This window comes from Castellaniella denitrificans (assembly GCF_042653765.1).
GTDB classification, from domain to species: domain Bacteria; phylum Pseudomonadota; class Gammaproteobacteria; order Burkholderiales; family Burkholderiaceae_B; genus Castellaniella; species Castellaniella denitrificans.
Map to the genome: position 1 here is coordinate 272,847 of NZ_JBHSEZ010000028.1, position 18,306 is coordinate 291,152.

Sequence of the window (18,306 nt, forward strand, 5' to 3'; positions counted from 1 at the left end):
CGATGCGCCCGTCCAGCCCCCCGACGCCTGGTCGGACCGCCCGGACGAGGCGGCCGACCCCCTGGCCAGGCTGGACCTCTCGGCCAAGGAAGCGGCCGCCTCCGCGCCCGCGTCCTCCGGGTCCTGGCTGGGCCGCCTGCGGCGCGGCCTGTCGCGCACCGGCCAGAGCCTGGGCGGCCTGTTCACCGGGGTCAAGGTCGACGAGACCCTGTTCGAGGAACTGGAAACCGCGCTCATCATGGCCGACGCCGGGGTCGAGGCCACGGAAAAGCTGCTGGCGGAACTGCGCGCGCGCGTGAAGCGCCAGCGCATCGAGCAGCCCGAAGCCGTGCGCGCCGCGTTGCGCGACATCCTGGCCGAGCACCTGAAGGTCCTGGAAAAGCCCTTCGTCGTGGGCGAGGCCGCACCCATGGTGGTCATGATCGCGGGGGTCAACGGGGCGGGCAAGACGACCTCCATCGGCAAGCTGGCCCATGCCCTGCGGGAACGCCAGGCCTCGGTGCTGCTGGCCGCCGGCGACACCTTCCGCGCGGCGGCGCGCGAACAGCTGGTGGCCTGGGGCGCACGCAACGGCGTCACCGTCATCGCCCAGGAGGGCGGCGACCCGGCGGCCGTGGCGTTCGACGCGGTCAACGCCGGGCGGGCGCGGTCGGCGGACGTGGTCCTGGTCGACACGGCGGGCCGGCTGCCGACCCAGCTGCACCTGATGGAAGAACTGAAGAAGATCAAGCGCGTCATCGGCAAGGCCGACGCGGCGGCGCCCCACGAGGTCCTGCTGGTGGTGGACGGCAACACCGGCCAGAACGCGCTGGCGCAGATCCGCGCCTTCGACGCCGCGCTGGGCCTGACCGGCCTGGTCGTCACCAAGCTCGACGGCACGGCCAAGGGCGGGACGCTGGCGGCGGTGGCGGCGGGCAGCCAGGGGGTGCGGCCCGTGCCCGTGTACTGGATCGGCGTGGGCGAGGGCATGCAGGACTTGCAGCCCTTCGTCGCGGCGGAATTCGCCGACGCCCTGCTGGGCGGGCCGGAGTCCGGCAAGGGCTAAAATGCCCGCATTCCGTTTTCAATTTGGCAGGCATGGCATGAACATGGCATCCGGCGCGGCTTCGATCGAGTCGCCCTTCGACATTTCCCCGGTCCAGGAGATCGTGAACGAGCTGCGGGCCGGCCACATGGTCATCCTGGTGGACGAGGAAGACCGCGAGAACGAGGGCGACCTGGTCCTGGCGGCCGATTTCGTGACGCCCGACGCGATCAACTTCATGGTGACCCACGCGCGCGGGCTGGTCTGCCTGACGCTCACACACGAGCGCTGCGAGCAGCTGCAGCTGCCGATGATGTCCAACCAGAACGGCACGCGCTACGGCACCAACTTCACGGTCTCCATCGAGGCCGCCGAAGGCGTGGGGACCGGCATTTCCGCCGCCGACCGCGCCCGCACCATCCAGGCGGCCGTGGCGCGCGACGCGCGGCCGGCCGACCTGGTCCAGCCGGGGCACATCTTTCCCGTGCGCGCCGTCCAGGGCGGCGTGCTGGTGCGCGCCGGCCACACGGAAGCCGGCTGCGACCTGACCGCCATGGCGGGCCTGACCCCGGCCGCCGTGATCTGCGAAATCCTCAAGCCCGACGGCACCATGGCGCGCCTGCCGGACCTGATGGTCTTCGCCCGGGAACATGGGCTGAAGATCGGCACCATCGCCGACCTGATCCAGTACCGCAGCGAACACGAATCCATGATCGAGCGCCTGGTCGAGCGCCCGGTGAACACGCCCTGGGGGGCGTTCCGGGCCGTGGCCTACCGGGACCGCGCCTCCAATGCGCCACACCTGGCGCTGGTGCACGGCGACATCCGCCCCGACCAGGAAGCCCTGGTGCGCGTGCACGAGCCGGCCAGCGTGCTGGACCTGCTGTGCGAAGGCGCCACCCGCCACAGCTGGACCATTCCCCAGGCCTTGCAGGCCATCGCGCAGGCGCCCAGCGGCGCGCTGGTGCTGCTGAACTGCCATGGCGGCGCCGACCTGCTGTTCGCGCAGTTCGACGCCTGGGCCCGCAGCGACGGCGACGCCCAGGCCTCGCGGCCGGTCGTCGACGGCGAACGTCACGGCCTGCGCACCTTCGGCATCGGCGCGCAGATCCTGCGCGACCTCGGCGTGGGCCAGGCCCGGCTGCTGGCGCGGCCGCGCAAAATGCCTAGCATGGCAGGGTTCTCCCTGACCATTACGGGTTACCATAACGAACCCGGCGTATCCGACGCCGCGACCTGATCAAGGAATCGCGACTATGAACCCCTACGTGATGACCCCCGACATGAACGGGGAAGGCCTGCATATCGGCATCGTGCGTGCTCGGTTCAACGAAGAAATCGGCACGGCCGAACTGCAGACCTGCCTGGACGAACTGGCCGCCCTGGGCGTGGACGAGCGCGACGTCATGGTGGTGTCCGTGCCCGGCGCGCTGGAACTGGGCGTGACTCTGGCCCAGATGGCCGAGACCTTCGAATTCGACGCCCTGATCGCCCTGGGCGCCGTGATCCGCGGTGAAACCTATCACTTCGAGATCGTCAGCAACGAATCGGCGTCGGCGATCAGCCGCATCGCCCTGGAAACCGGCATCCCGGTCGCCAACGGCGTGCTGACCACCGATACCGACGAGCAGGCCCTGGCCCGCGCGGCCGACAAGGGCCGCGACTGCGCCCGCGCCGCCGTCGAAATGGCCAATCTGGTGGCAGCCCTGGAACCGGAATCGGAAGACGACGAGGACGAAGACGACGACTTCGACGACGAAGACGACGAAGAGGACGTGGATGACTGAAGCCAAGCCCGCGCGCGCCGGCCGCGCCAATGCCCGCAGCGCGCGCCGTCTGGCGCGCGAATTCGCGCTGCAGGGCGTGTACGCCTGGCTGCTGCGCGGCGGCGCCGATCTGGCCGAACTGGGCGAGATCGACGCCCACGTGCGCGACGGCGAGGACTTCGACCAGGCCGACGTCCAGTGGTACCAGACCCTGCTCCAGGGGGCGGCCGGCCAGGCCGCCGCGCTGCGCGAGCGGTTCGTGCCCTACATCGACCGGCCCCTGGCCGAACTGTCCCCCATCGAGCACGCCGTGCTGCTGATCGGCAGCTTCGAACTCGTCCAGCACGTCGAAGTCCCCTATCGCGTGGCCATCAACGAGGCCGTCGAGCTCGCCAAGTCCTTCGGCGGCACGGACGGCTACCGCTTCGTCAACGGCGTGCTCGACAAGCTCGCGGCCGAAGTCCGCGCTCCCGAGGTCCAGGCGACGGCGCGCCGCTGATGCGCCGCGGGGTGGGCTCATGCAGGCGGATGGCGAATTCGACCTGATCGCGCGCTATTTCAAGCGGCCTGCGCCGGACCGGATGCTGGGCGTGGGCGACGACTGCGCCCTGATGCCCCTGTCGTCGGGCTGCGAACTGGCCGTCAGCACCGACATGCTGGTCGAGGGCCGGCATTTCCTGCCCGACGCGGACCCCGGATCCCTGGGCCACAAGGCTCTGGCCGTCAATCTGTCCGACCTGGCCGCCATGGGCGCCCGGCCCCTGGCCTGCACGCTGGCGTTGTCCCTGCCCGCCGTGGACCACGCCTGGCTGGCGGCGTTCTCCGAAGGCTTCCACGCACTGGCCCGCGAATCCAATTGCCCGCTGGTGGGCGGGGACACCACCCGCGGCGACGCGGTGGTGCTCTGCATCACGGTGCTGGGCGAAGTCCGCCGGTCGCACGCCCTGCGCCGCGACGCGGCCCGCGTGGGCGACGACGTCTGGGTGTCCGGCACGCTGGGCGCGGCCGACCTGGCCCTGCGCCTCATGCTGGGCCGGCTGCCCCCCGATCCCGAACGCCTGCGGAACACCCGGCCGCTGCTGGACCGCCCCATGCCGCGGCTGAAGCTGGGCCGCTACCTAGCTGGCGTGGCCCATGCCGCCATCGACGTGTCCGACGGCCTGCTGCAGGACCTCGGACACATCCTCCAGGCCAGCCATTGCGCCGCCGAGCTGTGGCTCGACGCCCTGCCGGCGCACCCGGCGCTGGCCGGCCTGGACGAGTCCCTGCGCCGCGAGGCCCTGCTGGCCGGGGGGGACGCCTACGAATTGTGCTTCACCGCCCGGCCCCTGTGGCGCGAGCAGATCGAGGCCCTGGGACGGCAGCTGAACGTGCCGGTGAGCCGGGTGGGCACGCTGGTGCGCGGCCAGGGCGTGCGCGTGCTGGACGGCGCGGGGCAGGCCGTGCCGGTGGCGCGCCGGGGATTCGACCATTTTTCCGAGCCGTACGGGGACGTCGCATGACAGGCCATTCCGCTCCAGGGAATCCCGGCCCCGGCCGGCCCATCCACCGCCCGTCCGCCGCCTGGGTCTTCGCCCGTCCGGAGCGGATCCTGGCCTTCGGCCTGGGCTCCGGCCTGATCCATCCGGCCCCGGGCACCTGGGGCACGCTGGTCGGCTGGCTGCTGTGGGCCGTCCTGCTGCGCGGCCTGTCCGACGGCTGGATGGTCCTGGTCCTGCTGCTGTCCTTCGGGATCGGCTGCTGGGCCGCCCAGCGCTGCGGCGACGCCCTGGGCGTGCCGGATCATGGCGGCATCAATTGGGACGAGATCGTCGCCATCTGGCTGGTGCTGTGGCTGATGCCGCACGGCTTCTGGGCCCAGGCCGTCTCGGTGGCGCTGTTCCGCTTCTTCGACATCGTCAAACCGCCGCCGGTCGGCCTGCTCGACCGGCGTTTCAAGAACGGCTTCGGGGTCATGATCGACGACATCGTCGCGGCCCTGTATGCCTTGCTGGCGGGGGCGCTGCTCGTCCGCCTGGGGGTGTTGTCATGAACGAACGCGAAACGCGCGTCCTGGCGGGCGAGGTGGGCGCCGCGCTGCGCGCCGCCGGATGGCTGTGCGCCACGGCGGAATCCTGCACCGGCGGACTGCTGGCGGGCGCCATCACGTCCTGCCCCGGCTCCAGCCTGTGGTTCGAACGCGGCTTCGTCACCTACAGCAACGCCGCCAAGGTCGAACAGCTGCGGGTATCGCCCGACACTCTGGAACGCTTCGGCGCCGTCAGCGAGGAAACCGCCATGGAAATGGCCGGTGGCGTGCTGGCCGTGGTGCCCCAGGTCCATCTGGCCCTGTCCACCACCGGGATCGCCGGGCCGGGCGGCGCCACCCCCGGCAAGCCGGTCGGCATGGTGTGCTTCGGCATCGCGCGCCGCGCGGGCCCGGGGATCGTGACCCGCGCCATCACCCAGGTCTTCGAGGGCGACCGCGAAGCCGTGCGCGCGGCGGCGGTGCGCCGCGCCCTGCAGGCGGCGCTGGCGGAGCTGGGCAAGGCCTGAGCGCGGCGGGCCGCCGTCCGAGGTCCGTCCCCGGCAGCCGTCCCGGCAAAGCCCGACGTTCCCCCGGCCGCGGCGGCGAAGCGGCGTGCGCCGCCGTCCCCGGGAAGACTCGCCCCGCAGTCCGCCCTAGAACGCCGGATTGATGCTCAGGGCCATCAGGGACGACAGCTGGCACAGCGGCCGGCCCGAGTCCTGCCGCAATGCGTTGAAGGCGTCTTGCACGGCCCGCAGGTCGCGCTGGCTGGTGGGTTCGCGCTCGATGACGCCCGCGGCCTGCAGGCGCGCGACCACGTCGCTGGTCAGCAGGAACGTGTCCTTCCCGGCCAGGCGCAGGAAACCGGCGGCTGACCGTCCGCCCAGGCGCGCGCCCCGCTTGGCCAGCAGGCGCCACAGGCCGATGGTGTCGGTGTCAGACCAGTCGGCCAGGAACGCGCCGAAGCCGACGCCCCGCTCCCGGCGGATCTCCAGGATGAAGCGGGCGTTTTCGGGGATGCTCTTGATCTTGGCGCGGTCGCGGATGATCCGGTCGTTCTGCATGTGCGCTTCGATCAGTTCAGGGCCGAGCTGCGCCATGGCCTCGGGCGCGAAGCCCTGGAAGGCCTTCTCGAACTCGGGCCATTTGGCGTCGACCATCGTGTGCTGCACGCCCGCGTGGAAGACCCGCCGGGTCATGGCGGAAAGATAGCGGTCGTCGCCCTGGTCCTTCAATTCCCGGGGCGTCAGCGCCCGGGGCAGGAAGGCTTCCATGGCCTCGTCGGATTCGAAGCGCGCGCGCACTGTGTCGTAGAGCCAGCGATAGCTGAGGTCCATGCCTGTTCCTTTCCGTGCGCGCTAGTCCTGGAGCGCCGCGCGGATGGCGCTGCGCGTGGCGCGCGCGGTCTTGGCGGCGGCCTGTTCCCAGTCGTCCCGCGCGCTGGCGTACAGGATGGCGCGTGCCGAATTGATCATCATGCCCCGGCCGTCGGGTGTGCGGCCCGCCTGCGCCGTGGCCCGGATGTCGCCGCCCTGGACGCCGATGCCGGGGATCAGCAAGGGCATGTTCCCCACCCGGCGGCGCACCTGGGCGATTTCCTCCGGAAAGGTGGCGCCCACGACCAGGGCGCATTGCTCGTTGGTGTTCCAGACGCGGGCCACCTGGTCGGCGACGTGCAGGTACAGCGGCGTGCCGTTGGCCAGCCGCATGTCCTGGAAATCGGCGCCGCCGACGTTGGAAGTGCGGCAAAGGATGATGACGCCGCGGTCGCCGTAGTCGATGTAGGGCTGCACGGAGTCGCGTCCCATGTAGGGATTGACCGTCACCGCGTCGGCGCCGTACCGTTCGAACGCCTCGCGGGCGTATTGTTCGGCGGTGCTGCCGATGTCGCCGCGCTTGGCGTCCAGCACGATGGGCAGGTCCGGATGCCGCTCGCGGATCGTCCGGCAGATGTCCTGCAACTGGTCCTCGGCGCCCAGCGCGGAGAAATACGCGATCTGCGGCTTGAAGCCGCAGACGTAGGGGGCGGTCGCCTCGACGATGCGCAGGCAGAACTCGGTGACCGCGTCCGGACGGCCTTCCAGTTCCTTGGGAAAGCGGCGCGGGTCGGGGTCCAGGCCCACCATCAGCAGGGAATCCTGGGCGGCCCAGGCGCGGTTCAGCTTGTCGATGAAGGTCATGGGGTCGGGTTCCGTCTCTTGTGGGTTCGGGGGAGTGCGGTGTGGTCGCGGTCGCGCGCCGCGCGCGTCTTCATGGGTTCAGGACGGCCACCAGCGCGGCGCCAGCACCGCCGCCCAGGCGCCGCCGGCCAGCAGCAGGGTCAGCAGCACCGCCGCGCTGCCGATGTCCTTGGCGCGCCCCAGCAGGGGATGGTGGTCGGTGCTGATCGCGTCGGCCAGCGTCTCGATCGCGGAGTTGAGCAGTTCCACCGCCAGCACCAGCACCGGCGCGCCGGCCAGCAGCAGCCGTTCGACGGCGGTGTCGCCCAGCCACAGGCCCAGCGGGATCAGGATCGCGGCCAGCACGGTTTCCTGGCGGAACGCGGCCTCGTGGCGCCATGCCGCGCCCAGCCCCTGCAGCGAATAGCCGAAGGCGCGCATGATGCGCAGCAGTCCGCCGGTGCTCTTGTAGGGGGAGGGCTGGGTCATGGGTCGGCTGGTCCGGGTGGTGCGGGCATTGTAATGGATGGGGGGGCCGACGATGGGGCGGGCGAGGGGTCGCCGGGGGGCGGCGCATCGTCGTCGAGCGGATCGGGCAGTACCTGGTCGGTCAGCATGTCCACGAAGCGGCTGGCCAGCATGGATGGCGCGAGCGCCACCGAGCGCACCAGCGAGATGTCGACGGGGATGGTGGGATGCAGCGCCCGGATCGCCAGCCGTCCCGCGAAGGTCTTGGCCACGAAGGGGTTCACCACCCCTACGCCGACCCCCGCCGCGACCAGCGCGCAGATCGTGAGCGAGGAATTCGTTTCGACCATGACGTCCTCCTGGTCGTTGCGCGCCCGCAGCCGGGCGCGCATCGCCACCATGATGTCGTCGTTGTCGTCGAGCAGCACCAGGCGGTGGCGCCGCAAATGGTCCAGCCGCAGCGTCCGGTGGGCGGCGAGCGGATGGCCGGTCGGCAGCACGCAGACGGCGCTCGCCCGCTGCAGCCGGGTGGAAACCATGGAGGGGTCCTCGACGTGGCCCGTCGTCAGGATGAAATCGATCAGGCCCTGGCTGAGGTAGTCGCGCAACTGGGGCGTGCCGAAGGTCTGCAGGCTGATGTAGACCCCCGGGTTCTGCCGGGTGAACCGCGCCATGACGCCGGGCAGCAGCCCGGCCGCCAGTGTCGGGGTGCTGCCGATGCGCAGGACGCCCGTGCCCGATTTCCGGAGCACGTGCACCGCGGTCTCGATCTTTTCCAGGCCCTCGAAGTGACGCCGCACGGACTCGTAGAGCTGGCGGCCTTCCCGCGTCGGGCGCAGGCGTCCGTTATAGAGATCGAACAGCTCCAGGCCGGTGGCCGCCCGGAGTTCGGACAGGCGGCGGCTGATCGAGGGCTGGGTCGTGTTCAGGATCTGGGCGGCGCGGGTGGTCGTGCCGGTTTCCATGACGGTCTTGAAGGCCTGGATCTGCTGGAAATTCAAGGGGCGGGACATGGGCGGGCGGCCGGTGGCGATGGTATATCAATTATGAATAGTGTATGCGAAAAATAGAATTATCCCGTATTGATTCGGCTCCCTATAATCGCCTGGAAATGCAGTCCCGCCGGTCCTCGGCCCATCACGGCACTTTTTTCCATGCGCAGCGACATGACGATCCAACCAGCTTCCCTCCACGCCTATCCCGTCCGACGCCTGGGCGTGGGGCCGCGGCACCATTTCTTCGGGTACTACGACAAGACGGTCTGGGACCGGTCGGACCGCTACGTGCTCGCCAACCGCGTCGAGGTCATGACGGCGGACCTGACGCCGGACATGCGGGCGGAGGTCGGCTATTTCGACACTCAGGATGGCGACCGCTATCACGTGTGCGGGAGCACCACGGCGTGGAACTGGCAGATGGGCTGCCAGCTCCAGTGGCTGGACGGCCGCGACGGCCTGCAGATGATCTACAACGTGCGCCGGGATTCGGCGGGCGGGCCGTATCCCGGCTTCGGGGCCGCCATCCACGACGTCGGGTCCGGCCGCACCCGCTACCTGGACAGCCCGATCTACGTGGCCGCGCCGGACAGCCGCTACGCCCTGACCGTGGACTACAGCCGCCTGTACGTGACGCACGAGACCATCGGCTACTGCGAGCCGGGCGGCAAGCGGCGGGATCTGCCGCTCCATCCCGCGGACGACGGCATCCGCCGCGTCGACCTGGACACGGGCGAAACCCGCCTGCTGGTGAGCTACGCCGACCTGCGCGATTTCCACCATCGGCCTTCGATGGACAAGGCGCTGCACTGGGTCAGCCACATCGAGATCAACCCCTCGTCCTCCCGCATCCTGTTCCTGCACCGCTGGACCGAGCGCGTCGAGGACGAGACCTGTTTCCTGCACCGGCTGATCACCATGGATCCGGACGGCGGGAACCTGCGCCTGCTGGAATGCTCCGACCATCCGCTGCCGCAACTGGCGGCGGATTTCGATCCCGACGCGGTCGGGACCTACGACTACGAGAAGTCGGAATACCAGATCTCCCATCCCTTGTGGCGCGACGACCGCCACATCATCGTCTGGGGGCCCCACGACGGCAGCATCCACTACCACCTGTACGAGGATGCCGACGGGGGGCGCGTCGAAGTGATCGGGGACGGCATCCTGACCGAGAACGGCCACATGACGTTCTCGCCCGTGAATTCGCGCTGGCTGCTGACGGACACCTATCCGGACCCCCGGACCAACGAGCGCATCCTGATGCTATACGACTGCGACCGGCGGGTTCGCCACGACCTGGGCAGCTTCTATACGGACCCGGGCCTGCGCAAGGAGAACCGCTGCGACCTGCATCCGCGCTGGAGCCGGGACGGCCTGCGGATCTGCATCGATTCGGTGCACGAACACGAACGCCAGATGTATCTCATCGACGTCGGCGCGCTGGTCCGCGCCGATTGAACCAGGCCCCGGCGGACCGGCCGAGCCGGCGATCCGGGGACAACACCAGGAGACAGACATGAAAGACAGTCATTTCCCGCTTCATCGGCGCATCCGCGAGACCGCGGCATGGGCGCTGCTCGCCTGCGCGCTCCCGGCGCTCGCCGCCGCCGCGGAACCGACGGACACCCTCTCCAAGATCAAGGCCGACGGCACCGTGGTCGTGGGCTTCCGGGAAGCGTCGATCCCGTTTTCCTACTACAACGACGCGAAGGAGCCGATCGGCTATTCGATCGACTTCACCAACCGCGTGCTCGACCGGATCCGCCAGGACCTGGGCATGCCGGACCTGAAGGTCCGCTGGCTGCCGATCACTTCCCAGAACCGGATTTCCCTGCTGCAGAACGGGACCATCGACTTCGAGTGCACGACCACGACCCACAACGCCTCCCGCGAGCAGCAGGTCGATTTCTCGAACAGCCTCTTCATCATCGGCACCCGGCTGCTCGCGAAGCAGGATTCCGGCATCCGCGACTTCGACGACCTGAAAGGCCAGAACGTGGTCGTCGGCGCGGGCACGACGTCCGAGATCATCCTGCGCCGGCTCAACGCGGAGCGGAAGATGGGCATGCGGATCATCAGCGCCAAGGACCACTCGGAATCGTTCCTGACCCTGTCGACCGGGCGCGCCAAGGCCATGATGATGGACGACGCGCTGCTGGCGGGTGAACGCGCCAAGACGCGCAATCCCCGGGACTACGTCATCGTCGGCACGCCGCAGTCCTACGAGGCCTACGGCTGCATGGTCCGCAAGGGCGACACCGGGATGAAGGCGCTGGTCGACGATGTCGTCGCGCGGACCGAGACGTCCGGCGAAGGGGAGGCCATCTACCGGAAATGGTTCATGAGCCCGATCCCGCCCAAGCAGCTCAATCTCGACTTCCCCATGTCGGACGCCATGCGGCATCTGTTCGCCCATCCGAACGACAAGATCGACCCCGAAGCCAAATGAGCTATCACTGGAACTGGGGCGTCCTGCTCCAGCCGGTCGCCACCGGCGAGGGGGACACCTATCTGGGGTGGATTCTCCATGGGTTCGCCACGACGGCCGCGCTGACGCTGTGCGCCTGGGTCCTGGCGCTGGCGGTGGGCACCCTGTTCGGGGTGCTGCGCACCCTGCCCGGCCGGGGGCCGCGCGCGCTGGGCGTCGCCTATGTCTCGATCTTCCGCAACATTCCCCTGATCGTGCAGTTCTTCATCTGGTACTTCGTCGTGCCGGAAATGCTGCCGGTGTCCCTGGGCGACGCCATCAAGGGGGCCGATCCGACGGTCCAGTTCTTCGTCACGTCCGTGCTGGCGCTGGGAACCTATACCGGATCCCGCATCTGCGAACAGCTGCGCGCCGGCATCCAGGCCATGTCCGCGGGCCAGGCCCAGGCGGGCCTGTCCATGGGCTTCTCGCTGGCCCAGACCTACCGCCACATCATCCTGCCCCAGGTCTTCCGCCGGATCATGCCGCCGCTGACCTCGGAATTCCTGATCATTTCCAAGAATTCCGCGGTGGCCTCCACGATCGGCCTGCTGGAACTGAGCGGCCAGGCGCGGCAACTGGTGGACTACACGGCGCAACCCTATGAATCCTTCATCCTGGTCACGCTGGCCTACGTCGTCCTGAACTTCATGATCCTGCGGATCATGGGCTGGGTCCGCCGCTGGACCGCTCGTCCCGGCCTGATGGGCGAATAGGAGACGACGCCATGCTGCACTTCGATTTCTCTTCCTTGCTCGATGCCTGGCCCATCCTGGCCGCCGGCGCCTGGATCACCCTGAAAGTGACGCTGGTGGCCATCGCCTGCGGCATCGCCCTGGGCACGGTCCTGGCGGTCTGCGCCGTGTCCCGTTCGCGGGTCCTGCAAAGCGGCGCCCAGGCCTACATCACCCTGTTCCGCTCCATCCCCCTGGTGATGCTGCTGCTGTGGTTCTTCCTGGTGGTCCCCCAGGTCCTCAAGGCCGTCTTCGACCTGTCGCCGAGCGTGGACATCCGGCTGGTGTCGGCCATGGTGGCCTATTCCATGCTGGAAGCCGCGTTCTTCGCGGAAATCATTCGCGCGGGCATCCTGGGGCTGTCGGCCGGGCAGTTCCAGGCGGCGCGTTCGCTGGGCATGACCACGCCGCAGGCCTTCCGCTACATCATTCTGCCGCAGGCCTTCCGCGCCATGCTGCCCATCATGCTGACCCAGTGCATCGTCATCTTCCAGGACACGTCGCTGGTCTACGTGATCGCGCTGGGTGATTTCTTCAGCAACGCGGTACGGATCGGCGAGCGCGACGGCAACGTCGTCCAGATGCTGCTGTTCGCCGGCTTCGTCTACTGGGTGGTCTGCGCGGCCCTGAGCGCCCTGGTGAAGCTGCTCCAACAACGGCTGCGCCGGGCCTGACCGCGCGCCCTCCATGGAATTGAAAGCATGATCGAACTGAAAAACGTTTCCAAGTGGTACGGCAAGTTCCGCGCCCTCGCCGATTGCAGCGTCTCGGTGTCCGCGGGCGAGGTCGTCGTCTTCTGCGGGCCGTCGGGCTCGGGCAAGTCCACCCTGATCAAGCTGATCAACGGGCTGGAGGATTTTCAGGAAGGCGACATCCTCTACAAGGGGCAATCGATCCGCTCGGGCGCCATCAGGCTGCCTGATCTGCGCCGGCGCATCGGCATGGTGTTCCAGCATTTCGAGCTCTTCCCGCACCTGTCGGTACTGCGCAACCTCACCATCGCCCAGGAAAAGGTGCTCGGCCGGCCGCCGGCCGAGGCCGAAAAGAAGGCCCTGGCCCTGCTGGAACGCGTCGGCCTGTCGGCCCATGCGGGCAAGTATCCGTCGCAGCTTTCCGGCGGGCAGCAGCAGCGCGTGGCCATCGCCCGGTCGCTGTGCATGGACCCGGAAGTCATGCTGTTCGACGAGCCGACCTCGGCGCTCGATCCCGAAATGATCAATGAGGTGCTGGCCGTCATGGTCGAGCTGGCCCAGGAAGGGATGACCATGCTGTGCGTCACCCACGAGATGGGTTTCGCGCGCAAGGTGGCCGACAAGATCGTGTTCATGGATGCGGGCGCGATCGTGGAGACCGACGCGGCCGAGGATTTTTTCCGGTCGCCCAAGTCCGAACGGGCGCGGGACTTCCTGGCGAAGATTCTGCACTGACCCTTCCGGGCCGTCGCCTCGGTGCCGGCGGCTGTCATCCCGCGAAAAAAATCCCCGCCGCGAACCGCGACGGGGATTTTCATTAGCCGGGGCCCGGCCGGCGCCGAGGCGCCGGACCGGGAAGAGCAGGGGCTTAGAAGCCGCCCATGCCGCCCATGCCACCCATTCCGCCCATGTCGGGCATCGCGGCGGCGGGCTTGTCTTCGACGATCTCGGCCACGGCGGCTTCGGTGGTCAGCAGCAGGCTGGCGACCGAGGCGGCGTTCTGCAGCGCGGTGCGGGTGACCTTGGTCGGGTCGATCACGCCCTGCTCGACCAGGTCGCCGTATTCGCCGGTGGCGGCGTTGTAGCCGTAGTTGCCTTCGCCCTTTTCAACCGCGTTGACGATCACGCTGGCTTCGTCGCCGGCGTTGGAGACGATGGTGCGCAGCGGAGCCTCGATGGCGCGCAGGACCAGCTTGATGCCGGCGGCCTGGTCGGGGTTGTCGCCCTTGACCTTGGCCACGGCGGCCTTGGCGCGGATCAGCGCGACGCCGCCGCCCGGGACGATGCCTTCCTCGACAGCCGCGCGCGTGGCGTGCAGGGCGTCTTCGACACGGGCCTTCTTTTCCTTCATTTCGACTTCGGTGGCCGCGCCCACGCGGATCACCGCCACGCCGCCGGCCAGCTTGGCCACGCGTTCCTGCAGCTTTTCACGGTCGTAGTCCGAGGTGGCTTCCTCGATCTGCGCGCGGATCTGCTTGACGCGGGCTTCGATGTTCTTGGCGTCGCCGGCGCCGTCGATGATGGTGGTGTTTTCCTTGGCCACTTCGATGCGCTTGGCCTGGCCCAGCTCGGCCAGGGTCGCCTTTTCCAGCGACAGGCCGGTTTCCTCGGAGATCACCGTGCCGCCCGTCAGGATGGCGATGTCTTCCAGCATGGCCTTGCGGCGGTCGCCGAAGCCCGGGGCCTTGACGGCGGTGGTCTTCAGGATGCCGCGGATGTTGTTCACGACCAGGGTGGCCAGGGCTTCGCCCTCGACGTCCTCGGCCACGATCAGCAGCGGACGGCTGGACTTGGCGACTTGTTCCAGCACCGGCAGCAGGTCGCGGATGTTGCTGATCTTCTTGTCGAAGATCAGGACGAACGGGTCGTCCAGCACGGCGACTTGCTTATCGGGGTTGTTGATGAAGTAGGGCGACAGGTAGCCGCGGTCGAACTGCATGCCTTCGACGACGTCGAGTTCGTTTTCCAGGGACTTGCCGTCTTCGACGGTGATGACGCCTTCCTTGCCGACCTTGTCCATCGCGTTGGCGATGATTTCACCGACGGAGGTGTCGCTGTTGGCCGAGATCGAGCCGACCTGGGCGATGGCCTTGCTGGTGGTGCAGGGCTTGGACAGCTTGTGCAGCTCGTCCACGGCGGCGACCACGGCCTTGTCGATGCCGCGCTTCAGGTCCATGGGGCTGATGCCGGCGGCCACGTACTTCAGGCCTTCCTCGACGATGGCCTGGGCCAGCACGGTGGCGGTGGTGGTGCCGTCGCCGGCGTTGTCGGAGGTCTTGGAGGCGACTTCCTTGACCAGTTGGGCGCCGATGTTCTCGAACTTGTCCTTCAGTTCGATTTCCTTGGCGACGGAGACGCCGTCCTTGGTGACGGTGGGGGCGCCGAAGGAGCGGTCCAGCACCACGTTGCGGCCCTTGGGGCCCATGGTGGTCTTGACGGCGTTGGCGAGGATGTTGACGCCGCGGACGATGCGGGTACGGGCATCGTCACCGAAATAAACTTGCTTTGCAGCCATGTTGAAATTCCTTGGGATTGAACGGTGAGGTGGCTTACTGGATCACGGCGAGGATTTCTTCCTCGCGGATGACGAGCACTTCCTCGCCATCGACCTTGACGGACTGGCCGGCGTACTTGCCGAACAGGACCTTGTCGCCGACCTTGACGTCGACAGCGATGACTTTGCCGTCCTCGGTCTTCTTGCCGGGGCCGACGGCCAGGACTTCGCCCTGATCGGGCTTTTCAGCCGCGCTGTCAGGGATGACGATACCCGAGGCGGTGGTGCGCTCGTTGTCCAGACGCTTGACGATCACGCGATCGTGCAAAGGACGCAGTGCCATGGAGGAACTCCTGTACATAGAAATTGAAGGGTGCGGGGGCTGGTTGTGGTTGTTAGCACTCAACCCCGTCGAGTGCTAATTATAAGGACGATTCCCGGGGTTTCAAGGGGCAATATGTATCGGCGCGAACCGGATGCCGCCCGCGGACCGGAAGCTGTCGAACGCCACTGAGTTTTGAACTTCCGCCGTTCAGTTCTGAACTCCGAAAAATGGCTAGATCTAGCGTTGTTGCGTGTTTCAGGGCAAAAATGGGGTTGAGGTGGGATTCAGAAACGGGGCGTTTCTATTGTTTTTGCTGCCTGGAATGTATAGGCAGTGCCTCGTTGGCCCATGACAATCCTAATGGTCTACTTGGCGTTAACTCAGCTTATATGGAGGGCGTGGCATGAAGATGACAACCAAGGTGCTGACTGCACATGTGCCGCTCCAGCTTGCCGACAAGGTGGACAAGATGGCGGCGCGACTCGGACGTTCACGCGGCTGGGTCATCCAGCAGGCCCTGGCCGCTTGGATGGCTCAGGAAGAAGAACGGGATCGGCTCACCTACGAGGCGTTGGCCGATGTGGATGCAGGTCGGAGCATCGAACATCAGGCGGTGAAGTCCTGGGCGGACAGTCTGGGCACGGCTCAAGAGCTCCCGGTGCCCCGTTGATGGCACTCAAGTCTCTCCTGTGCTTATGGTCTATGGACTGGTCGTGCGTGAAGAAAATACAGTACAAAAACCGCATGAGTTATTCTAATTCATCGTTATAAATCAACGACTTATGATATGGAAAACCCCAATGGGCGGTTAATCTCCTGAAGCTCAGAATTTCCTTCTGACTGTCTTTGGAGGAAGGGATTCTGTGTTACGAGTCTTTGGGAACGATCTGGCGGCATTGCGACGATCCAAGGGCCTCTCCGTAGGCCAGCTAGCGACTCGACTAGGCTGCCATCCGTCTTACATTACCCATGTCGAGAAGGGGAGGCGTTTGCCCCCTGCGTCTGCGAGGCTACGGCAACTGGTCGCCGCTTTGGGGGCCTCTGACGAGGAGGCTGCACGACTGCAGCAGGCGGCCATTTGGACATTCGTTATGAGCCGGGTAGAGAGCCTCGGCTATTCCCGTCCCGAAAGGCTGCTGAGCGCTGCCACACAAGCCTACCTTCATCGGGAAATCTAAATGCAGTTGCGTTTGAAGTTTGATCTGTGCCCGGCTGCCCTCAATGTGACACGGTTAGTCACTGTGCTGGCCCAGGAGAGCAACTGAATAAAAAAAAGCCCCTGCCGGGGCTTTGAGCATTTTTATAGGAGCATTACCGATGTAAGCATCTAGAAAGCACAAACGCCAATCAATCGTTTAGATCAACTGGCGCAGGGCGAATTGCAGTACTACCGGTGTGGAAACCATAGTCTGTCCTCTTCGCTCTCGCCTGTCAAGCCCCCTTTTTGCCACGATTTTTGGCAACAGGGCAATGTCAGCTTATGAGGAAGAGGTCGTTTCATGAAATCCGCTCGTCCCGTTGTAACCCGTGCACCACATAGGCGCGTGGGCTATATCCCTTGCCCGTGGCTACAGGACCATCCTGTTGCGTATGAAAGCCTGCTGGAATGCAGGTTTGTATATATAGCGCTGCTATACCCCTCCCTTCGCGAAATTTTTCACCAGCCGTTCCACGTTGAATTGGGCGAGTTGGGCAAATACACCCCCGACTACCTCCTCCGATGTGCTTCGCATGATGACATCGTGGTTGAGGTCAAGCCTCGAAAGTTCGTTAGCAAACATGCAGACAAGCTGCAGGCAGCAAAGGTTGCTATCGAGGGGCGCGGTTTGCGTTTCCTTGTGTGTACCGAACATGAAATCGCCGCAAATGGTCGTGATGAACGGGCGAGCGTCATCCTTCGCCATGCCCGATCACACCTGTCACGCGATCTTGTCGAAAGTTTGTTGGTTCGACTGCGCGGACTGTCATTTCCCATGTCCGTCAGTGCACTGGCCGAGTGCTTAGGCACTACGCGAGATCGGATCCATTACCTCATCGGTCGGCGTGAGCTGCATCTTGCGCCCAGCTTGAGTGACACGCGTGTTTTTAACAGTACGGATAAGAAAGGAGATCACGATGGGGACTTTTCGGCTAGAGCGTGGTTTGGTGGTGCGGATTGGTGATCGGCAATTCGCATTTCACCGTCAGATTGGCGACAAGAAGATTCAGTTCGAAGATGTGATGACGGGTGAGCTGCGTGCAATGCGTGTTGGCGAGTTTCTGGATAGGGTCAATCGAGGACAGTACGCTGTATCGCATCAATCGGCAGACGGTGTGGTGACTGCATTAGCCGTTCCCCATGATAAGGCGGGACGCGTCGTTCTGGGCCTGAAGCTGACGGTCACACAAAACGAACAATGGCAGCGGCGCTACCTGTATGTGAAGAGCATGTACAAACGTGGGGTCACCCGTGGACAGCGGGTGCGTATTGAGGCAGCAATACAGGCGATAGCGCAAAAACTGGGCGATAGTAAGCCGCCGTCCACATCCACAGTGATGGGCTGGATGCGCACCTTCGAGGAGAAAAACCGGGAGACCAGTGCGCTCGTGCCAGGTAATGCGATGCGGGTAAGCAGTCCCCGGCTGCCGTTGGAGTGGCTTGATCATATCCAGAGGGTGCTGAGCCGTTATTACTTCATTCGCAATGGTGAGTCGGTGGCCGCAGTCACTCGGCGTCTGGCAATTCAGATTGCACACGGCAAGCTGCCCAAAAACCTGGGCTCAAGGCCTGTAGCGATTAGTGAAACAACGGTCCGGCGAGTGGTGGCTCAGACAGACCCTTACCATCGGGACCGGGTTCGTTATGGTCCGGCCTATGCGGCTGCAAAGTGGCGTCATGCGATTGGCGGAATTTATGCCATTCGTCCAATGCAGCGTGTGGAAATGGACCATACGGTTCTGGATATTTACGTCATCGACGATACGCGTGGCATTCCACTTGGTAGACCGACGTTGACGGTTCTTGTGGATAGCTACTCGGGCTACATCTTGGCGTTATACGTGAGCTTTGAAGGCTGCAGCATTGGGCGTATTGGGCTTGCCCTATCACTCCGGACAGGTTGTTTAACCTAACAAGCCGCCGCCTCGAACTGCATGGGGCTGACGTATCCCAACGTTGAGTGCTGGCGCCGC

22 protein-coding genes are annotated in these 18,306 nt (G+C 66.1%); 16 read left to right on the top strand and 6 right to left on the bottom strand.

The annotated features are described in order from the left end of the window. The 7 genes from ftsY to ACFO27_RS13390 all read left to right on the top strand — a co-directional run. Nucleotides 1–1,045: signal recognition particle-docking protein FtsY (gene ftsY, locus ACFO27_RS13360; protein ID WP_376817766.1), on the top strand; the 1,045-nt coding region annotated here is incomplete at its 5' end. A 37-nt stretch (nucleotides 1,046–1,082) separates the two neighbouring features. Beyond that, on the top strand, nucleotides 1,083–2,264 hold the full coding sequence (gene ribBA / locus ACFO27_RS13365; RefSeq protein ID WP_376817767.1) for a bifunctional 3,4-dihydroxy-2-butanone-4-phosphate synthase/GTP cyclohydrolase II: 1,182 nt from the start codon (nucleotides 1,083–1,085) through the stop codon (nucleotides 2,262–2,264). Between the two features lie 16 nt (nucleotides 2,265–2,280). Beyond that, nucleotides 2,281–2,811, top strand: a complete 531-nt coding sequence (gene ribH, locus ACFO27_RS13370) for a 6,7-dimethyl-8-ribityllumazine synthase (protein WP_376817768.1) — start codon at nucleotides 2,281–2,283, stop codon at nucleotides 2,809–2,811. Next, nucleotides 2,804–3,289, top strand: coding sequence for a transcription antitermination factor NusB (gene nusB / locus ACFO27_RS13375; protein WP_376817769.1), 486 nt, complete (start codon nucleotides 2,804–2,806; stop codon nucleotides 3,287–3,289). The genes ribH and nusB overlap by 8 nt, the downstream gene beginning before the upstream one ends. 19 nt (nucleotides 3,290–3,308) lie before the next feature. After that, nucleotides 3,309–4,292 (top strand): thiamine-phosphate kinase, encoded by a 984-nt coding sequence (gene thiL / locus ACFO27_RS13380; RefSeq protein WP_376817770.1) that lies wholly within the window; start codon nucleotides 3,309–3,311, stop codon nucleotides 4,290–4,292. Continuing rightward, a complete protein-coding gene (locus ACFO27_RS13385; RefSeq protein ID WP_376817771.1) occupies nucleotides 4,289–4,822 on the top strand; it encodes a phosphatidylglycerophosphatase A family protein in 534 nt (177 codons plus the stop codon). Before thiL ends, ACFO27_RS13385 begins: the two co-directional genes overlap by 4 nt. After that, complete coding sequence (locus ACFO27_RS13390) at nucleotides 4,819–5,325, top strand: CinA family protein (protein ID WP_376817772.1); 507 nt, start codon at nucleotides 4,819–4,821, stop codon at nucleotides 5,323–5,325. Before ACFO27_RS13385 ends, ACFO27_RS13390 begins: the two co-directional genes overlap by 4 nt. A 126-nt stretch (nucleotides 5,326–5,451) precedes the next feature. Here ACFO27_RS13390 and ACFO27_RS13395 read toward each other — a convergent pair whose 3' ends face one another. From ACFO27_RS13395 to ACFO27_RS13410, 4 genes are all read right to left on the bottom strand, one after another. Then, a complete protein-coding gene (locus tag ACFO27_RS13395) occupies nucleotides 5,452–6,135 on the bottom strand; it encodes a DNA-3-methyladenine glycosylase I (protein WP_376817773.1) in 684 nt (227 codons plus the stop codon). Between the two features lie 21 nt (nucleotides 6,136–6,156). Next, a complete protein-coding gene (gene pyrF / locus ACFO27_RS13400) occupies nucleotides 6,157–6,978 on the bottom strand; it encodes an orotidine-5'-phosphate decarboxylase (RefSeq protein ID WP_376817774.1) in 822 nt (273 codons plus the stop codon). A gap of 78 nt (nucleotides 6,979–7,056) precedes the next feature. Further along, nucleotides 7,057–7,446 (bottom strand): diacylglycerol kinase, encoded by a 390-nt coding sequence (locus ACFO27_RS13405; RefSeq protein ID WP_376817775.1) that lies wholly within the window; start codon nucleotides 7,444–7,446, stop codon nucleotides 7,057–7,059. Beyond that, nucleotides 7,443–8,438 (bottom strand): LysR family transcriptional regulator, encoded by a 996-nt coding sequence (locus ACFO27_RS13410; RefSeq protein ID WP_376817776.1) that lies wholly within the window; start codon nucleotides 8,436–8,438, stop codon nucleotides 7,443–7,445. The genes ACFO27_RS13405 and ACFO27_RS13410 overlap by 4 nt, the downstream gene beginning before the upstream one ends. 153 nt (nucleotides 8,439–8,591) lie before the next feature. Here ACFO27_RS13410 and ACFO27_RS13415 point away from each other — a divergent pair, with 153 nt between their 5' ends. Genes ACFO27_RS13415 through ACFO27_RS13435 form a run of 5 tightly spaced genes read left to right on the top strand, consistent with a single transcriptional unit; the run spans nucleotide 8,592 to nucleotide 13,051 of the window. Next, nucleotides 8,592–9,881, top strand: coding sequence for a hypothetical protein (locus tag ACFO27_RS13415; protein WP_376817777.1), 1,290 nt, complete (start codon nucleotides 8,592–8,594; stop codon nucleotides 9,879–9,881). Between the two features lie 58 nt (nucleotides 9,882–9,939). Continuing rightward, a complete protein-coding gene (locus tag ACFO27_RS13420; RefSeq protein ID WP_376817778.1) occupies nucleotides 9,940–10,872 on the top strand; it encodes a glutamate/aspartate ABC transporter substrate-binding protein in 933 nt (310 codons plus the stop codon). Continuing rightward, entirely contained in the window at nucleotides 10,869–11,606 is a 738-nt protein-coding gene (locus ACFO27_RS13425) for an amino acid ABC transporter permease (RefSeq protein ID WP_376817779.1), read from the top strand. The genes ACFO27_RS13420 and ACFO27_RS13425 overlap by 4 nt, the downstream gene beginning before the upstream one ends. A gap of 11 nt (nucleotides 11,607–11,617) precedes the next feature. Next, on the top strand, nucleotides 11,618–12,298 hold the full coding sequence (locus ACFO27_RS13430; protein ID WP_376817780.1) for an ABC transporter permease subunit: 681 nt from the start codon (nucleotides 11,618–11,620) through the stop codon (nucleotides 12,296–12,298). A 27-nt stretch (nucleotides 12,299–12,325) separates the two neighbouring features. Beyond that, on the top strand, nucleotides 12,326–13,051 hold the full coding sequence (locus tag ACFO27_RS13435) for an amino acid ABC transporter ATP-binding protein (protein WP_376817781.1): 726 nt from the start codon (nucleotides 12,326–12,328) through the stop codon (nucleotides 13,049–13,051). A gap of 133 nt (nucleotides 13,052–13,184) precedes the next feature. Here ACFO27_RS13435 and groL read toward each other — a convergent pair whose 3' ends face one another. Continuing rightward, nucleotides 13,185–14,831: a chaperonin GroEL gene (gene groL / locus ACFO27_RS13440; protein WP_376817782.1), complete on the bottom strand. Its 1,647-nt coding sequence runs from the start codon at nucleotides 14,829–14,831 to the stop codon at nucleotides 13,185–13,187. 34 nt (nucleotides 14,832–14,865) lie between these two features. Next, the gene (locus ACFO27_RS13445) at nucleotides 14,866–15,153 is read right to left on the bottom strand and encodes a co-chaperone GroES (protein WP_376817783.1); all 288 of its coding nucleotides are present in this window, start codon (nucleotides 15,151–15,153) and stop codon (nucleotides 14,866–14,868) included. A gap of 385 nt (nucleotides 15,154–15,538) precedes the next feature. Here ACFO27_RS13445 and ACFO27_RS13450 point away from each other — a divergent pair, with 385 nt between their 5' ends. The 4 genes from ACFO27_RS13450 to ACFO27_RS13465 all read left to right on the top strand — a co-directional run bounded on the left by ACFO27_RS13450 (nucleotide 15,539) and on the right by ACFO27_RS13465 (nucleotide 18,246). Then, the gene (locus tag ACFO27_RS13450) at nucleotides 15,539–15,805 is read left to right on the top strand and encodes a CopG family ribbon-helix-helix protein (protein ID WP_376817784.1); all 267 of its coding nucleotides are present in this window, start codon (nucleotides 15,539–15,541) and stop codon (nucleotides 15,803–15,805) included. A gap of 193 nt (nucleotides 15,806–15,998) precedes the next feature. After that, the gene (locus ACFO27_RS13455; protein ID WP_376817785.1) at nucleotides 15,999–16,313 is read left to right on the top strand and encodes a helix-turn-helix domain-containing protein; all 315 of its coding nucleotides are present in this window, start codon (nucleotides 15,999–16,001) and stop codon (nucleotides 16,311–16,313) included. Nucleotides 16,314–16,634: 321 nt separating this feature from the next. Continuing rightward, a complete protein-coding gene (locus ACFO27_RS13460) occupies nucleotides 16,635–17,297 on the top strand; it encodes a Tn7 transposase TnsA N-terminal domain-containing protein (protein WP_376817786.1) in 663 nt (220 codons plus the stop codon). Then, nucleotides 17,206–18,246 carry a hypothetical protein gene (locus ACFO27_RS13465; protein ID WP_376818075.1) on the top strand — a complete coding sequence of 347 codons (1,041 nt, stop codon included), beginning with the start codon at nucleotides 17,206–17,208 and terminating at the stop codon, nucleotides 18,244–18,246. The genes ACFO27_RS13460 and ACFO27_RS13465 overlap by 92 nt, the downstream gene beginning before the upstream one ends. Nucleotides 18,247–18,306 lie beyond the last annotated feature (60 nt).

Excerpts from the sequence above, each read along its gene's own strand:
- pyrF (WP_376817774.1), bottom strand. The coding sequence starts at position 6,978 with ATGACCTTCATCGACAAGCTGAACCGCGCCTGGGCCGCCCAGGATTCC.
- ACFO27_RS13385 (WP_376817771.1), top strand. The coding sequence starts at position 4,289 with ATGACAGGCCATTCCGCTCCAGGGAATCCCGGCCCCGGCCGGCCCATC.
- ACFO27_RS13425 (WP_376817779.1), top strand. The coding sequence starts at position 10,869 with ATGAGCTATCACTGGAACTGGGGCGTCCTGCTCCAGCCGGTCGCCACC.
- thiL (WP_376817770.1), top strand. The coding sequence starts at position 3,309 with ATGCAGGCGGATGGCGAATTCGACCTGATCGCGCGCTATTTCAAGCGG.
- ribBA (WP_376817767.1), top strand. The coding sequence starts at position 1,083 with ATGAACATGGCATCCGGCGCGGCTTCGATCGAGTCGCCCTTCGACATT.
- groL (WP_376817782.1), bottom strand. The coding sequence starts at position 14,831 with ATGGCTGCAAAGCAAGTTTATTTCGGTGACGATGCCCGTACCCGCATC.
- nusB (WP_376817769.1), top strand. The coding sequence starts at position 2,804 with ATGACTGAAGCCAAGCCCGCGCGCGCCGGCCGCGCCAATGCCCGCAGC.
- ACFO27_RS13420 (WP_376817778.1), top strand. The coding sequence starts at position 9,940 with ATGAAAGACAGTCATTTCCCGCTTCATCGGCGCATCCGCGAGACCGCG.
- ACFO27_RS13390 (WP_376817772.1), top strand. The coding sequence starts at position 4,819 with ATGAACGAACGCGAAACGCGCGTCCTGGCGGGCGAGGTGGGCGCCGCG.
- ACFO27_RS13405 (WP_376817775.1), bottom strand. The coding sequence starts at position 7,446 with ATGACCCAGCCCTCCCCCTACAAGAGCACCGGCGGACTGCTGCGCATC.
- ACFO27_RS13445 (WP_376817783.1), bottom strand. The coding sequence starts at position 15,153 with ATGGCACTGCGTCCTTTGCACGATCGCGTGATCGTCAAGCGTCTGGAC.
- ribH (WP_376817768.1), top strand. The coding sequence starts at position 2,281 with ATGAACCCCTACGTGATGACCCCCGACATGAACGGGGAAGGCCTGCAT.
- ACFO27_RS13450 (WP_376817784.1), top strand. The coding sequence starts at position 15,539 with ATGAAGATGACAACCAAGGTGCTGACTGCACATGTGCCGCTCCAGCTT.
- ACFO27_RS13395 (WP_376817773.1), bottom strand. The coding sequence starts at position 6,135 with ATGGACCTCAGCTATCGCTGGCTCTACGACACAGTGCGCGCGCGCTTC.
- ACFO27_RS13460 (WP_376817786.1), top strand. The coding sequence starts at position 16,635 with ATGAAATCCGCTCGTCCCGTTGTAACCCGTGCACCACATAGGCGCGTG.
- ACFO27_RS13415 (WP_376817777.1), top strand. The coding sequence starts at position 8,592 with ATGACGATCCAACCAGCTTCCCTCCACGCCTATCCCGTCCGACGCCTG.
- ACFO27_RS13410 (WP_376817776.1), bottom strand. The coding sequence starts at position 8,438 with ATGTCCCGCCCCTTGAATTTCCAGCAGATCCAGGCCTTCAAGACCGTC.
- ACFO27_RS13430 (WP_376817780.1), top strand. The coding sequence starts at position 11,618 with ATGCTGCACTTCGATTTCTCTTCCTTGCTCGATGCCTGGCCCATCCTG.
- ACFO27_RS13435 (WP_376817781.1), top strand. The coding sequence starts at position 12,326 with ATGATCGAACTGAAAAACGTTTCCAAGTGGTACGGCAAGTTCCGCGCC.